We start from the raw sequence: 16,216 nt of genomic DNA on the forward strand, positions 1-16,216 counted from the left end.
TATGTTTTTGATTTATATAAATGATGAAAGGGGGTATTTAAAAATATTTATTTAGACAAAGTCATGCAAATTGCGAGGTGATAGTAAATAAATTTTTCAATAATTAACTTTAATGAGGGAGGAAGTAAGAATGAAGAGTATTGTAAATAAAGTTGTATCTATTATTACAGTTTTCATAATGATTTTTGGGACATCATTGTTTTTCCCACACATAAGAGCATTTGCGGATGATATTAATACAAATAATACAAATCTGGTTTCTAATGGAGACTTCGAAACCGGGAACGTAATTGCAAATGGAACTTTTGAAAATGGAAATACTTCTGGATGGGTTGGAACAGGTTCGTCTGTTGTTAAAGCAGTGTATGGAGTAGCTCATAGTGGGGATTATAGCTTATTGACGACAGGGAGGACAGCTAATTGGAATGGACCTAGTTATGATTTGACTGGTAAAATAGTTCCAGGGCAGCAATACAATGTGGATTTTTGGGTGAAATTTGTTGATGGCAACGATACAGAGCAAATTAAGGCTACTGTCAAAGCGACTTCTGACAAAGATGATTATATACAAGTTGATGATTTTGCTAATGTCAATAAAGGCGAATGGACAGAAATAAAAGGCAATTTTACTTTACCTGATGCAGATTACAGCGGCATTAGCATCTATGTAGAATCTCAAAATCCTACTTTAGAGTTTTACATTGATGATTTTTCTGTAATAGGTGAAATTTCAAATAATCAAATTACAATACAAAATGATATTCCGGATTTATATTCAGCATTCAAAGATTATTTCCCGATCGGTGTTGCGGTTGATCCAAGCAGATTAAATGATACGGATCCACATGCTCAATTGACGGCTAAACATTTTAATATGCTTGTTGCAGAAAATGCCATGAAACCGGAAAGCTTGCAGCCTACAGAAGGAAACTTTACTTTTGATAATGCTGATAAGATTGTTGATTATGCAATAGCACATAATATGAAGATGAGAGGTCATACATTGCTTTGGCATAATCAGGTTCCGGATTGGTTTTTCCAGGATCCATCTGATCCGTCTAAACCAGCTTCAAGGGATTTACTACTTCAAAGATTAAAAACTCACATAACAACTGTGTTAGACCATTTTAAAACAAAATATGGTTCTCAGAATCCAATAATTGGATGGGATGTAGTAAATGAGGTTATTGATGACAATGGCAATTTAAGAAATTCTAAGTGGTTACAAATTATAGGACCTGATTATATAGAAAAAGCTTTTGAATATGCGCATGAAGCAGATCCATCTATGAAATTGTTTATTAATGATTACAACATCGAAAATAATGGTGTTAAAACACAGGCTATGTATGACTTAGTGAAAAAGTTAAAAAGTGAAGGTGTGCCGATAAGTGGAATAGGCATGCAAATGCACATAAATATAAATTCAAATATAGACAATATAAAAGCTTCTATAGAAAAACTTGCTTCATTAGGTGTGGAAATACAGGTAACCGAATTAGATATGAATATGAACGGTAATGTATCGAATGAAGCACTGCTTAAACAAGCGAGATTGTATAAACAATTGTTTGATTTATTTAAAGCTGAAAAACAATATATAACTGCTGTAGTTTTTTGGGGAGTTTCGGATGATGTGACTTGGCTTAGTAAACCAAATGCTCCACTGCTTTTTGATTCAAAGTTGCAGGCGAAGCCAGCATTTTGGGCAGTAGTAGATCCAAGCAAAGCTATACCCGATATTCAATCTGCAAAAGCTTTAGAAGGATCACCTACGATTGGAGCAAATATTGATAGTTCTTGGAAACTTGTAAAACCATTTTATGCAAATACTTATGTTAAAGGTGTTGTTGGTGCAACTGCTACTGTTAAATCTATGTGGGATACTAAAAACTTATATTTACTAATACAAATTTCAGATAATACTCCATCTAATAATGATGGTATTGAGATTTTTGTAGACAAGAATGACAATAAATCTACTTCTTATGAAACTGATGATGAACATTATACAATTAAAAGGGCTGGTACAGGGAGTTCAAATATTACAAAATATGTAACATCTAATAATTATGGATACGTAGCACAGATAGCCATTCCAATTGAAGATATAAGTCCTGCAGTCAATAGTAAAATTGGATTTGATATTAGAATAAATGATGATGAAGGTAGTGGCAATATAGATGCAATAACAGTTTGGAATGATTATACAAACAGTCAAGATACTAATACATCGTATTTTGGAGATCTAGTGTTGTCAAAATCTGCACAAATAGCAACAGCTATATATGGTACTCCTGTTATTGATGGCAAAGTAGATGATATTTGGAATAATATTGAACCTATTACAACAAATACATGGGTTTTAGGCTCAAATGGTGCTACTGCGACAGCAAAAATGATGTGGGACGATAAGTACCTTTGTGTTTTGGCAGTTGTTACAGATCCAAATTTGAATAAATCTAGTGTTAATCCATATGAACAAGATTCTGTAGAAGTTTTTGTAGATCAGAATAATGATAAAACAACTTATTATGAAAGTGATGATGGACAGTTTAGAGTTAACTATGACAATGAACAAAGTTTTGGTGCAAGCACTAATTCAAATGGTTTTAAGTCGGCAACTAGCCTTACAGAAAGTGGATATATTGTAGAAGAAGCTATCCCTTGGACGAGTATCACTCCGTCAAATGGCACTGTCATAGGATTTGACTTGCAAGTTAATGATGCAGATGAGAATGGTAAGAGGACAGGTATTGTCACATGGTGTGATCCAAGCGGAAATTCATGGCAAGATACTTCTGGGTTTGGAAACTTGATGCTGACAGGTAAGCCATCTGGTGTCCTAAAAAAAGGTGTGACATTTAATGACATAAAAGACAATTGGGCGAAAGATGTAATAGAAGTATTAGCATCAAGGCACATAGTAGAAGGAATGACAGATACTCAGTATGAACCAAACAAGACAGTAACGAGAGCAGAATTCACAGCAATGATACTGAGGCTATTAAACATAAAAGAAGAAGCATACAATGGAGAATTTAGCGATGTAAAGAGTGGAGACTGGTATGCAAACGCAATAGAGGCAGCACACAAAGCAGGATTAATAGAAGGTGATGGAAAGAACGCAAGGCCAAATGACAGCATAACAAGAGAAGAGATGACAGCAATAGCCATGAGGGCATACGAGATGCTGACACAGTACAAAGAAGAAAACTTAGGTGCCACATCATTTAGCGATGACAAATCCATAAGCGACTGGGCAAGAAATGTAGTGGCAAACGCAGCAAAATTAGGGATAGTAAATGGAGAGCCCAACAACGTATTTGCACCTAAAGGAAATGCTACGAGAGCGGAAGCAGCGGCTATCGTATACAGTTTATTAGAAAAAACAAATAATCTGTAAGCAAAAAGACAGAGGGAAAAATTATTCCTTCTGTCTTTTGCTTTGTATTAACTTAGACTGTAATTTCTATTGATGTGCTTCTTTTATCGAGGTTAAAGTGAAATTTTCTATTGCCGACGATTAATTCATATTCTCCTAAAAAGCCTGTGAATTCGAATTCGCCTGTATTGCTTGTGACAAGTCGTGTAGGATGCGTCCACCATTCATCTTTTATAAGCTTTTTTAATTCATAGTATGATGGTTTGCATGAATTGTCACGTCTAAGAAGACCTGCAGGTGCACCAAGCCATGCATTTTCATCACAAAAATTCCACCATGTGATTGATTCTACCATTGGATGCACAAAAAGAGTCTTATAATGCTTTACAATTTCCATTGCTTGTCGTTCTTCACCATCAGGTGTTGACGGCCAATCACTTATTTGGTAGTCATTTAAATCCTCTATCTCGGGTGGCATCAAATGTCCGGATAACAACGTATTTTCTGTAAAATGCAATGGAATGTTGAAATGGGAAAATCTCTCAAGTACTTCTAAAGTCTTCTCGACGCCCCAATATCCTTGATGCATGTGTGACTGAATTCCTATGGCATCAATAGGGATTCCAGCTTCAAGGCATCCTTCTATGAGTATTTCGTATGAAATTGATGTATTAAAGTCATTTATAAGTAAAACTGCATCAGGATTAGCCTTTTTTGCTTCATTAAAAACTTCTTTTACAAGGCGAATGCGGCCTAATTCTTTGCATATCCTGGTTATTCCATTGTCGTACTTATCAAAAATAGGCATGATGACGACTTCATTTATTACATCCCATATGTCAACTAATCCTTTAAAATCGCTTACTTCACGTTTTATGCGCTCAAGCTGAGCTTTTAATATGTCTTCATTGCTCATATCTAAGAGCCAAGGTGCTGTTACGGTATGCCAGCAAAGTGGATGCCCTTTTACAATGCAGCCTTTTGATACAAGCCACTCTGATGCTTTTTTGAGTCTATTTGTATCTGGCTTTCCTTTTTCAGGTTCAAATCTACCCCAATAAAAGGGAATCGTGGCATAATTAAATACATCGAAAAATTTTTCAAAACGTTCCTCAATTTTTTCTTTATCGTTTTCTTCTAATTCACCATTGGCAAGTGGAAGAGAATCGAATGCTCCGCATCCAAATAAAAATTTATGCTTCACTTGCGACACAGTGACTTCAGCGTCTTTTATAGGTGAACCGTCTTTTTTAGTTAGCCTTATTTTAACGATTCCTTTGCGGTGGTTTAATTCATCTGAAGTATTTAGGCTCATTATAATCCCTCCAATGATATGTAATTGTTTATAAATAAAATTTACTCTCATACATTAGATAAGTCAATAAATTATGTATATAAGACTAACATAATATTAAAGCACTTTTTTGTCGTATTTGACGATGGGCTATCTTTGTATTAAACAAGTAAAAATATTTAAGATTGTAGTAAAAAATTTATATTCATTCTAAATATATGGTATTTTATTATATTATTGTAAACAATTTAATCAAAGTAATAGAAAGGATGTGAAGGCATGAAGGTGTTTAAAAAAATCATGCTGGTTTTACTATCAATTATGTTGATAGTCAGCACATCAGCATGTAGTACAGGTTCAAAAGGTTCAAGTAATTCTAATGCATCTAAGTCTTCAAATTCATCTGGTACAACTCAAAAGATAACGCTTACATTCTGGAATATCTTCACTAACGACCCGCAAAAGACCATAGTCAAAAATATAGTAGACAAATGGAATCAAGAGAATCCTAATGTGCAGATAGAGCAAAGTATAACTGAGAATGATGCGTATAAGACGAAGATAAAGACTGCAATAGCAGCAAATGAAGCTCCTGATATTATATATGCTTGGGGTGGAGGATTTTCAAAGCCATTTGTTGATGCAGGAAAGATATTGGCTCTTGACGATTATTTAAATGATGGTACAAAAGATAAGATGTTGCCTGGAGCGCTCAATAATATTACGTATAATGGAAAGGTTTACGGTCTGACATTTGCACAGCAAGCCAGCGTACTCTATGTAAACAAAGAGCTTTTTGACAAGTACAATGTAAAGATACCTACAACATTTAGCGAACTTATCGACGCTATAAAGACATTTAAGTCGAAAGGTATAACACCATTTGCTTTAGGTGAGAAAGATGAATGGCCTGGAATGTGGTACTATGACATGATAGCGCTTCGGGAAGCTGGCGCACAGCTTTCCAGAGATGCGCTAAATGGAAAAGCTTCTTTTGAAGATCAGGCATTCGTTGATGCGGCAGAAAAGCTACAAGAGATGGTAAATGCTGGTGCGTTTGACCAAGGTGTCATGGGTCTTACAAGAGATGAAGCGACAGCAGAATTCAATCAAGGCAAGGCTGCTATGTACTTCGGAGGAAATTTTGATGCAGCTTCATTTGAAGTAGATTCTTCATTAGTTAAAGGCAAGGTTGAAGCTGTAAGATTTCCTACCATCGAGGGAGGTAAAGGAGATCCGACTGAATACATTGGCGGTGGCAGCGATGTTTTACTTGTAAATGCCAATACTAAATATAAAGACGAGGCTGTAAAGGCTGCAAAATATTTGGCTGAGAATATGTCTCTTGAGTTTTACAAAGTTGGAGCTGCTTTGCCTACATGGAAATACGATAGTGTAGATCAGTCAAAAGTCGATCCTTTAGAGATACAGATAATGAATAACATCGTGGCGAATTCTAAAGACAGCGTCCTTGCGTGGGATCTGTACCTTGAAGGGGATCAAGCACAGACACATAAAGATTTGGTAGCACAATTATTTGCAAAACAAATTACTCCACAGGATTACGCTAAACAGATGCAAGAAAAAATCAATGGAAAATAAAATGATGTATACCGCAAAGCGTTTTAGCTGCTTTGCGGTATTTTAAAATATGCATGAAAAATGAATAGGTAAATAAATTAAAGATTGTGGTAAAAAATTTGTATTCAATAAAGTTTAATGATGCTTTATCATATAAGTGAAAGATGTAAACATTACAATAACAAATTTAGAAAGGATGCGTGGCAATGAAAAGATTTAAAAAACTCATACTAGTATTACTATCGGTTGTACTGATTATTTCAGCATCAGCATGTGGTACTAGCTCAAACAACTCAAATAACTCTAATGCTTCTAATTCATCGAAGTCATCAGGTTCATCTGAAAAGATAACGCTTACGTTCTGGAATCTATATACTGGTGAACCAGCAAAAACAAAAGTTAAGGAGATCATCGATCAGTGGAATAAAGAAAATCCAAACGTACAGATTGTAGAAAGCGTAACAGAAAATGATGCCTACAAGACGAAGATAAAGACTGCAATAGCAGCAAACGAAGCACCAGATATTTTTGAGACGTGGGCTGGAGGATTTTCACAACCTTTTGTAGAATCAGGCAAAATTCTCCAATTAGATAGCTATTTAAATGATGGAACAAAAGATCAATTGTTACCAGGTGCTTTTGATAATGTTACGTATGATGGCAAAATATATGGTATCCCATTTGATCAACAAGCAAGTGTACTTTATATAAACAAAGAGCTTTTTGATAAATACAATGTAAAGGTTCCTACAACATTTAGCGAACTTATTGATGCCATAAAGACGTTTAAGTCGAAAGGCATAACACCATTTGCTTTAGGTGAGAAAGATGAATGGCCTGGAATGTGGTACTATGATATGATAGCGCTTCGCGAAGGCGGTGTGCAGCTTACGAGAGATGCTTTAAACGGCAAAGCATCATTTGACAACCAAGCATTTGTAGATGCAGCTCAGAAGCTTCAAGACATGGTTAATGCAGGTGCATTTGATTCTGGATTTATGGGGCTTACGAGGGATGAAGCCACAGCAGAATTCAATCAAGGAAAAGCTGCTATGTACTTTGGAGGAAATTTCGATGCAGCGGCATTCGATTCAGACCCATCATCTCTTGTAAAAGGCAAGATTGAAGCAGTAAGATTCCCGACAATTGAAGGCGGCAAAGGCGATCCTACAGAGTATATTGGAGGTTCAGTTGGAGCATTAATGGTTAGTGCAAATTCAAAACATAAAGATGAAGCTGTCAAAGCCGCAAAATACCTTGCAAAACAACTATCAGACATGGAGTATTTGATAGCTGCTGGCTTGCCAGAGTGGAAATACGATAGTGTAGATCAATCAAAAGTTGATCCATTAGAGATTCAGATTATGAATAATATCGTTGCAAATGCTAAAGGCAGTGTTCCTGCTTGGGATATTTATCTTAATGGCGATGCTGCACAGATTCATAAAGATTTAGTAGCACAATTGTTTGCAAAACAGATTACGCCACAGGACTATGCAAAACAGATGCAACAAAAGATAAACGGAAAATAATGATATTTTCAATTTCCTGCTAATTAATCCATAATTAGCAGGAAATTGTTTAGCTATACAATGATTAGTTACTATTATTTGTTTCTATCATTTTTGTTAGGAGGTTTCCTATGGAAAAAATCTTAAGCGATAAAAAGGCTATATTCCTCTTTGTGTTTCCGGCGTTTTTAGTCTTTTTAGTCATCGTACTGCTTCCTATATTTTTTTCTTTCTACTACAGTTTGCTAAAATGGGATGGATTCAGCAAAGGGGTATTTATTGGGCTTCAAAATTATAAGAACCTATTTATAAACAATACAGATGGATTTATTATCTCAGTGAAAAATTCATTTATTTTAGCTGTGTTATCTGTTTTCATTCAGCTACCTATTTCTCTTTTATTGGCTCTTATTCTCTCAAGAGGGATTAAAGGCGAGAAGTTTTACAGGACTGTTTACTTCATTCCGGTCATTTTGTCCACTGTCGTCATAGGACAACTTTGGATGAAAATATACAATCCTAATTACGGGCTTTTGAATTTTATACTGACTAAGATAGGGCTGCAATCACTTACAAATCAATGGTTGGGAAATACTAAGACGGCCCTTGGGGCAGTATTTGTACCTATACTGTGGCAGTACATTGGCTATCACATGCTACTTATGTATGCATCGGCAAAGTCTATACCTACTGATATATACGAAGCTGCTAAAATTGATGGCGCCACAGAATCGCAGATTGCATTCAGGATAACAATACCACTTATGAAGCCGATACTAAAAGTCTGCGTCATATTTGCTGTCATTGGTTCTTTTAAAGCTTTTGATTTAATATACGTTTTGACAAATGGTGGACCGCTTCATGCCAGTGAAGTGCCATCAACACTTATGTACAACATGATATTCTTTAGATATCAGTATGGTTATGGTAGTGCTATGGCGATATTTATCATATTGGAATCACTGATTGGAACAGTTATCATACAAAAACTATTTGGAAAAGATGAAGCATATTAAAGGTGGTGTGAAAATGGAGAATGTAGCAAACAAGAAAAATAAAAGCGGTGGGAAAAAAATTGGTTTTTACCTATTGGAAGCTATGCTTGTTATCTGGGCTATAATACAGCTATACCCATTGTTTTGGCTGTTTTTGTTTTCTGTTAAAAACAATACTGAAATTTTTGGCGGCAATATTTTAGGTTTTCCACGTATATGGCAGTGGTCAAACTATTCTGAAGCATTGTCCAGCGGCAATGTAGGCAGGTACTTTATAAATAGCTCTATTGTCACTATTTTGACCATAGTAATATCAAGTGTTTTAGTTGCAACAAGTGCTTATGCCATCGTAAGGATGAAATGGAAGTACAGCAAATTGGTTTTAACCATATTTTTGACGGGTATGATGGTGCCGATACACGCTACACTGCTTCCACTCTTTATAATATTGAAAGATTTGAACTTGCTTAACACGTATGCATCGTTAGTGATACCTTATGTGGCATTTGCTATACCGATGGGCATATTTATTTTGACTGGATTTCTCTATACGATACCAAAAGAACTTGAAGAATCTGCTTTTTTAGATGGATGCAGCATATATAAGTCGTTTTATTACATCATACTGCCGCTTATAAGGCCTGCATTGGCGACAATAGCGATTTTTACCTATTTGTCGACGTGGAATGAGCTTATGTTTGCGAATACTTTTATAAACAGCGATGCCATAAAGACATTGACAGTCGGTATAATGTCCCTATCTGGACAATACCAGACGGAATGGGGTCCTATAGGTGCTGGACTTGTAATCGCTACGATTCCTACAATTTTAATATATGTCTTGCTTAGCGAACAGGTGCAAAAGAGCCTTGTAGTAGGAGCTGTAAAGGGGTAAAATTATATACAGAGGTTGCTTAGGATAGAAATTTTGAAAAGGAGATAATGAAAGTGAGAATACGCTTTGATTATTACCCTAACGGCAAAAGAAAAGCATTGACTATGAGCTATGACGATGGACAGGTTTACGACAGAAAATTGGTTGAGATCTTCAACAAATACGGCATAAAAGGGACGTTCAATCTTAATTCAGGTATGTTTGACTCTGAACCTTATGTATCAAAAGAAGAAATAAAGAAACTATATGAAGGACATGAAGTTGCTGTCCATACAGTAGACCACCCGTACCTTACCTTAATATCAAAGGAAGAATTGGTGTATCAAATAATGGAAGATAGAAAGAATCTTGAGGCATTGGTGGGCTATCAGGTACGAGGTATGGCATATCCATTTGGCGATTACAGTCATGCTTTGACAAAAGAGCTTAAATCATTTGGAATTGAGTATTCAAGGACTGTTAATTCTACAAGAAGCTTTAGAATACCAAATGACTTTTTAGAGTGGCATCCAACGTGTCACCATGATCAAAATGTAATAGGAAAGCTTAATGACTTTAAAAATGTGCCAGCGTGGGAGCAAATGCCTTTATTCTATGTTTGGGGACACAGCTTCGAATTTGAGAGAAATGGCAATTGGGATTTGATAGAAGAATTTTGCAAGATGGCATCATTTGACGAAGATGTTTGGTACGCTACAAATATTGAAATTGTGAATTATATAAATGCACTAAAAAGCTTAAAATTTAGCGCTGATGGCAGCATTGTATATAATCCATCAGCAATACCTGTATGGATTGGAGTAGACGGTGAAGCAGTGAAGATAGATTCTGGTGAGACGAAGTTATTGAAATAACATTTATTTAAAATCATCCACTAATGTCGATAGTAAGACGACATGGTGGATGATTTTTTACGGCTTAAGAAAAAAATTTTTTAACCGAATATTAAATTAGAGGAGGTGATAGTGTGAAAAAGATAGTGGCGTTTGCACTTTCAGCGGCGATTGTTATAGGTTCTGTATCGCTTGTTGCGGCAAAACCGAGGGAAAACCACAGAAATGCTTTAAGACAGGAAAGTGCAATAACTGTAAAAAGTGAAAGTAGAGAAGAAGTATCTTTTGGTAAAAGTAAAGAAGTAAATTACACGTTTTATCATGGAAAAGTCAGAGCAAAAGGTAGAGAAATCAAGTTTGATGTTCCTCCTGTAATCAAAAGCGGTACCATGCTTATTCCAGTCAGAGCTGTTGTTGAAAGCTTAGGAGCAAATGTAAATTGGGATGCTGCAACAAATACTGTTACTATAACAAAAGGTGGTACGACAATTGTATTTGACTTAAATGGATCAAAAGTGTATGTCAACGGCAGCGAAGTGACTTTAAGCATGCCAGCAATGGAAATAAGCAATAGGACTTTTGTGCCCATAAGGTTTATAGCAGAAACACTTGGAGTAAATATCAATTATGACGATAAAACAGGCGATGTCGATATAGAAGATGGAAATCAACAAGGTAGTACAGTATCGCAAAGCGTTTATGGACAGACAAATGACACTGTATCGCAAGATGTCTATGGTTCTGATGATACGGTGACAAATAGTGTATATGGTGAACAGGATTAATCGTCATACGAAAAAGGTTGTAAGTCCATATTACAAAAATGGATTTACAACTTTTACTTTATTTTGAAGTAATTTTTGGAACTATATAAATTATTGAACACAGTTTTACATTATGATACTATATTTTTAGATTTTAGAGAAAGAGTGAATACTGATGAATGGGGAACAATTGGAAACAAAAGAAAAGATTTTAAATGCGACGATTGATATAGTAGGCATGAAAGGAGAGGCTACAATCAGAGAGATTACCGAAAAGGCTGGTGTTAATGTCGCGTCCATAAATTACTACTTCGGCAATAAGAATAACCTGCTAAAAGAAGTAGAGAACTACTACGCAGAGAAACTTTTAAAATCAGGTTATGATATTTTATTGGATACAACTTTGACACCTCAAAACAGGATTTTTAAGTGGGCACTAAATTTAATAGAGTACATGTACAAATATCCGGCATTGATTTCTATAATTGTTAAACTGACACATGATGATAAAAGCTACAATCCTGTAATAATTAAAAAGATATATTTTAATGATGAAGTACAAAAGATAGTTGAAAATATTATTAAAGACATAACAAAAATAGAAGACAGTAGAGTTTTAAATTTCAAATATCTGCAGCTTTTTTCAGGAATTTTGGGTACTGTCATAAATCACGTTGTAGTGAGTATTTACGGTGATGAAAAAAGCATTTTAAATATAAGCGATTCTGAAGAATTAAGACAGTACTTAGTGCTTTTAATAGAAAGTATTTTAAGGTAAATGTTCTATTGTCATTTTTTTGCTTTTTAGACATAGAATATTGATTAAATAGTTTTATTGTGCTAAACTTAAAACAAGTATTTTAAACAGTTGTTTAATCATATAAACGGGAGTAGATGTTAATGGGAAGCTTTGTAGAAGTTAAAAACCTTGTAAAAAGGTATAGGATGGGAGAAATAACCATTACTGCCGTATCTGGAGTAAGTTTCAATATAGATAAAGGGGAATTTACAGTTATAGTAGGTGAGAGTGGGGCAGGTAAGACGACAGTTCTTAATATGCTTGGTGGAATGGATACTTGTGATGAGGGTGAAATAATTGTAGATGGAAATGACATAAGCAAGTACAATCAGCGACAATTGACGACTTACCGCAGAAAAGATATTGGGTTTGTGTTTCAATTTTACAATCTGGTCCCCAATCTTACTGCTTTAGAGAATGTAGAACTGGCAACGGACATCTGCGATAATCCAATGGATCCTGTAGAAGTGCTTAGAGATGTAGGACTTTCTGAAAGGTTAAATAATTTTCCTTCCCAATTATCAGGTGGTGAGCAGCAAAGGGTGGCTATAGCCAGAGCATTGGCTAAAAACCCTAAATTGTTATTATGTGATGAACCAACAGGGGCATTAGACTATAAGACTGGCAGGGCAATTTTAAAGCTATTACACGATACATGCAGGAGATTAGGAATGACCATCATAATAATAACCCACAATAAAGCGATTGCACCAATGGCGGATAAAGTTATAAGCCTTAGAAATGGCAGCATAGATAAGATGTCTATTAATGATTCTCCAGTGCCTATAGAAAGGATAGAATGGTAAATGGGAAAATCTTTGATGAAAGACATATTTAGAGAAATATCTAATACGAGAAAAAGATTTTTATCATTGTTTTTCATCGTGTTGATGGGAGTAGGTGTTTTTGGTGGAATAAAAGCTGCCAGCCAAGACATGAAGCTTACTGCCTCAAAATACGCTGCTGATTATAATTTGTTTGATGTACAAATTTTATCTACAATGGGTCTTACAAGTGATGATTTGAATAGCATTAAATCTGTAAAAGGTGTACTATCGGCATACCCATTTTACACAGTTGATGCTGTTGTTGATAAAAATAATAAGGGGTTTGTAGTAAAAGTCATAAGTGTAGATCCAGTTAAAATTAAGAATGATAAAAATTATGTAAATAAACCTAAACTTTTAGAAGGCAGGTTTCCTGAAAACAATTCTGAGTGTGTGGTGGAGACAAAATTCCTTAAAGATTTAGGATTTTCAATAGGCGATACTGTAACTATAAATTTGGATTCTCAAAATCAAGACAATATAAAAAACAAAAAATTCAAGATAGTAGGTGTAGTCGAAACGCCTTATTATATATCAAGAGATAGAGGTTCCAGCAATGTGGGAAATGGCCAGATACAGGCTTTTATGATGGTACCTAATTCTGATTTTTCAATGGATGCCTACACTGAAATAGATGTGTTGGTAGATGGTGCAAAAAAATTTTCCACAATTTCAGATGAATACTACAATTTCATTCAACCTGTAAAAGATGATTTAATAAAATTAAGTAAAATCCGAAGCGAAGTTAGATATGAAGAAATTAGAAGTAAAGCACAAAAGGAAATCGATGATGCCAAGAAAGAGCTTGAAGACAAAGAAGCTAAATACAATAAAGAATTGGCTGATGCTAAAGCAAAGCTTGATGAGACAAAAATTACACTTCAAAATTCTCAAATCCAGTTAAACAAAAAACAAGCCAGTTTTAATGAGCAAATGGCTTTAAACCAGAAAAAAATTGACGATGGGAAAAATCAGATTGCTAATTCTCAAGCCAATATATCACAAAATGAGATAGAATTAAACAATGCAGAAGCTGAGATACAGGCAAAAGAAAAAGAATTAAATTACGATGAAAACATGAAAAAATTAAGTTCGACGTACGACGAACTTAATAGTTCCCTAAATCAATTGAATTTTGAGATAAGCAATAACCCATCTTTGAAAGATCAGCTAAAACCAAAGGTAGATGAATTAAATGCACAAATCGCAAGTGTATCAAAACAAATAGATGAACTTAATGCCAGCAAAAAAGCATTAGATGAGAATATGGCGCAATTAAGTGAAAAGAGATCGCAGCTTGAAAGTGCCAAAGCACAATTAGCTGCTTCACAGGAAAACATAAAAGAACAGGAATTGGCTTTAAGCAAAGCCAAGATTCAAGGTCAAATGCAAATAGATAATGCAGCAAAACAGCTAAATGATGCCTTCTTAAAGCTTAATGATAATTATAAGAAATATGAGGCTAATAAAGCAGAATTCGATAAAGAGATAAGTGAAGCAAAAGCCAAAATTGCATTCTCGGAAGAGAAACTTAAAGATTTAAAAAAGCCTACATGGTATATATTAGATAGAAAATCTAACATAGGTTATGTGGAGTACGGGGACGAAGCAGACAGGATAAAAGCATTAGGCAATGTATTTCCGACCATCTTTTTCTTGGTTGCGGCTTTAGTAAGTTTAACTTCTATGACCAGGATGGTGGAAGAACAGAGGACCCAGATGGGAATTTTAAAAGCTTTAGGTTATGGCAGACTTTCCATAATGCTCAAATTTGTCATTTATTCATCTGTTGCCACAATATTAGGCGGATTTGCTGGTTTGCTTTTGGGTTTCAACATATTGCCGAGGATAATTTTCAATGCGTACGGGATGATGTATACACTGCCACCTGTGATTACAGAATTTAATTCATATTATGCTTTTGTGGGGATTTTTGCTGCACTTGTTTCCACTACGGCTGTTGCAGCGCTTGTGTGTTTTAATGATCTGAGAGAAGTCCCTGCATCGCTAATGAGACTTAAAGCGCCTATAGCAGGTAAAAGGGTTCTACTGGAAAACATGAGATTTATTTGGTCTCGACTGGATTTTATGCAGAAAGTGACTGCCAGAAACATATTTAGATACAAAAGAAGATTTTTAATGACTGTAATAGGAATAGGTGGATGCACTGCACTGCTGCTTACTGGATTTGGAATAAGAGACTCAATAAATATCATTGTTTCTAAGCAGTTCAATGAAATCTTCAAATATCAGATGATAACGACCTTTAAAAGTGACGCTTCTAAAGAAGATCTAAATGAGCTTACAAATGCTATAAATAGTGACAAAAATATAAAAGAAAGCATTATGCTTAATCAATCCAGCGTCGATGTTATAAAAGGAAATGTGAAAAAGACCGCATTTCTCGTCGTTACAGGAGATAAAAACAAGTTTAGAGATTTTATAGTCTTGAGAAATAGAAATACAGGTGCAGAGATACCTCTAAAAGATGATGGAGTTGTAATAACGGAAAAACTTTCTAATATGCTTAAAGTAAGAAATGGCGACTATATGTACTTGGATACAGGCAGTGGAGGAAAAGTGAAAGTTAAAATTGATGGCATAGCAGAGAATTATTTACAACATTACGTTTATATGAGCTCATCTTTGTATGAGAAATTATTTAATAAGAAGATGTCATCAAACGAGATACTGTCGAAGCTCAATGATAGTTCAAGTACAAAAGAAGATGAAATATCTCAAAAGATATTGAAGTCAAAAGCTGTAATGACGGTCAATTTTATTTCATCTGTTAAAAAGACGTTTCAGGACGTCGTAAACAATTTGTTGTCAGTCGTATTAGTCTTGATTGTATCTGCAGGTACGCTTGCTTTTGTGGTTCTTTACAATCTGACAAATATCAATATAACCGAAAGGATAAGAGAACTTGCCACGATGAAAGTTTTGGGATTTTACGATGAAGAAGTTTCTCTGTACGTCATGAGAGAGAATTTTATCTTGACAATCATAGGAATTTTATTAGGGTTTGTGATGGGCATCTTTCTACACAGGTATCTCATGTCAACCGTAGAAGTTGATATATTGATGTTTGGAAGGAATATTGAACCGATGAGCTTTTTGTATTCTGCACTTATCACAATGGGATTTTCTATTCTCGTAAGCGTCGTAGTGCACTTCCAGCTTAAGAAAGTCGATATGGTGCAGTCATTAAAAAGTCCAGAGATTGATTAATGAATGGTATTGTGCTATCATTTGATGAAGATTTCAATGATAGCACAATATTTTCTATTTTTATTGATGAATTCTGCACATTAATTTATAATTGTTAATAA

The 16,216-nt window shown here is 35.0% G+C and carries 11 protein-coding genes; 10 read left to right on the plus strand and 1 reads right to left on the minus strand.

Annotated elements, in window-relative coordinates:
* Positions 1 to 130: 130 nt before the first annotated feature.
* Positions 131 to 3,406 carry an endo-1,4-beta-xylanase gene (locus tag JJQ93_RS01610; RefSeq protein ID WP_350494215.1) on the plus strand — a complete coding sequence of 1,092 codons (3,276 nt, stop codon included), beginning with the start codon at positions 131 to 133 and terminating at the stop codon, positions 3,404 to 3,406.
* A gap of 52 nt (positions 3,407 to 3,458) precedes the next feature.
* Here JJQ93_RS01610 and JJQ93_RS01620 read toward each other — a convergent pair whose 3' ends face one another.
* Positions 3,459 to 4,700, minus strand: a complete 1,242-nt coding sequence (locus tag JJQ93_RS01620) for an endo-1,4-beta-xylanase (RefSeq protein WP_274892535.1) — start codon at positions 4,698 to 4,700, stop codon at positions 3,459 to 3,461.
* A 258-nt stretch (positions 4,701 to 4,958) separates the two neighbouring features.
* Here JJQ93_RS01620 and JJQ93_RS01625 point away from each other — a divergent pair, with 258 nt between their 5' ends.
* The 9 genes from JJQ93_RS01625 to JJQ93_RS01665 all read left to right on the plus strand — a co-directional run bounded on the left by JJQ93_RS01625 (position 4,959) and on the right by JJQ93_RS01665 (position 16,115).
* A complete protein-coding gene (locus JJQ93_RS01625; protein WP_085113007.1) occupies positions 4,959 to 6,281 on the plus strand; it encodes a sugar ABC transporter substrate-binding protein in 1,323 nt (440 codons plus the stop codon).
* Positions 6,282 to 6,466: 185 nt separating this feature from the next.
* A complete protein-coding gene (locus tag JJQ93_RS01630) occupies positions 6,467 to 7,792 on the plus strand; it encodes a sugar ABC transporter substrate-binding protein (protein WP_085113006.1) in 1,326 nt (441 codons plus the stop codon).
* Positions 7,793 to 7,902: 110 nt separating this feature from the next.
* Positions 7,903 to 8,787: a carbohydrate ABC transporter permease gene (locus JJQ93_RS01635; RefSeq protein ID WP_085113005.1), complete on the plus strand. Its 885-nt coding sequence runs from the start codon at positions 7,903 to 7,905 to the stop codon at positions 8,785 to 8,787.
* A 13-nt stretch (positions 8,788 to 8,800) separates the two neighbouring features.
* Positions 8,801 to 9,661, plus strand: coding sequence for a carbohydrate ABC transporter permease (locus JJQ93_RS01640; protein WP_274892536.1), 861 nt, complete (start codon positions 8,801 to 8,803; stop codon positions 9,659 to 9,661).
* A gap of 47 nt (positions 9,662 to 9,708) precedes the next feature.
* Entirely contained in the window at positions 9,709 to 10,515 is an 807-nt protein-coding gene (locus JJQ93_RS01645) for a polysaccharide deacetylase family protein (RefSeq protein WP_284700564.1), read from the plus strand.
* A 113-nt stretch (positions 10,516 to 10,628) separates the two neighbouring features.
* Positions 10,629 to 11,279: a copper amine oxidase N-terminal domain-containing protein gene (locus JJQ93_RS12995; protein WP_085113002.1), complete on the plus strand. Its 651-nt coding sequence runs from the start codon at positions 10,629 to 10,631 to the stop codon at positions 11,277 to 11,279.
* 154 nt (positions 11,280 to 11,433) lie between these two features.
* Positions 11,434 to 12,036: a TetR/AcrR family transcriptional regulator gene (locus JJQ93_RS01655; protein WP_085113001.1), complete on the plus strand. Its 603-nt coding sequence runs from the start codon at positions 11,434 to 11,436 to the stop codon at positions 12,034 to 12,036.
* A gap of 122 nt (positions 12,037 to 12,158) precedes the next feature.
* On the plus strand, positions 12,159 to 12,863 hold the full coding sequence (locus JJQ93_RS01660) for an ABC transporter ATP-binding protein (protein WP_274892538.1): 705 nt from the start codon (positions 12,159 to 12,161) through the stop codon (positions 12,861 to 12,863).
* Positions 12,864 to 16,115 carry an FtsX-like permease family protein gene (locus JJQ93_RS01665; protein ID WP_274892539.1) on the plus strand — a complete coding sequence of 1,084 codons (3,252 nt, stop codon included), beginning with the start codon at positions 12,864 to 12,866 and terminating at the stop codon, positions 16,113 to 16,115.
* Positions 16,116 to 16,216: the final 101 nt, after the last annotated feature.

It is taken from the genome of Thermoanaerobacterium sp. R66 (genome assembly GCF_028895185.1).
Taxonomy (GTDB): Bacteria; Bacillota; Thermoanaerobacteria; order Thermoanaerobacterales; family Thermoanaerobacteraceae; genus Thermoanaerobacterium.

Excerpts from the sequence above, each read along its gene's own strand:
- JJQ93_RS01610 (WP_350494215.1), top strand. The coding sequence starts at position 131 with ATGAAGAGTATTGTAAATAAAGTTGTATCTATTATTACAGTTTTCATA.
- JJQ93_RS01620 (WP_274892535.1), bottom strand. The coding sequence starts at position 4,700 with ATGAGCCTAAATACTTCAGATGAATTAAACCACCGCAAAGGAATCGTT.
- JJQ93_RS01625 (WP_085113007.1), top strand. The coding sequence starts at position 4,959 with ATGAAGGTGTTTAAAAAAATCATGCTGGTTTTACTATCAATTATGTTG.
- JJQ93_RS01630 (WP_085113006.1), top strand. The coding sequence starts at position 6,467 with ATGAAAAGATTTAAAAAACTCATACTAGTATTACTATCGGTTGTACTG.
- JJQ93_RS01635 (WP_085113005.1), top strand. The coding sequence starts at position 7,903 with ATGGAAAAAATCTTAAGCGATAAAAAGGCTATATTCCTCTTTGTGTTT.
- JJQ93_RS01640 (WP_274892536.1), top strand. The coding sequence starts at position 8,801 with ATGGAGAATGTAGCAAACAAGAAAAATAAAAGCGGTGGGAAAAAAATT.
- JJQ93_RS01645 (WP_284700564.1), top strand. The coding sequence starts at position 9,709 with ATGAAAGTGAGAATACGCTTTGATTATTACCCTAACGGCAAAAGAAAA.
- JJQ93_RS01655 (WP_085113001.1), top strand. The coding sequence starts at position 11,434 with ATGAATGGGGAACAATTGGAAACAAAAGAAAAGATTTTAAATGCGACG.
- JJQ93_RS01660 (WP_274892538.1), top strand. The coding sequence starts at position 12,159 with ATGGGAAGCTTTGTAGAAGTTAAAAACCTTGTAAAAAGGTATAGGATG.
- JJQ93_RS01665 (WP_274892539.1), top strand. The coding sequence starts at position 12,864 with ATGGGAAAATCTTTGATGAAAGACATATTTAGAGAAATATCTAATACG.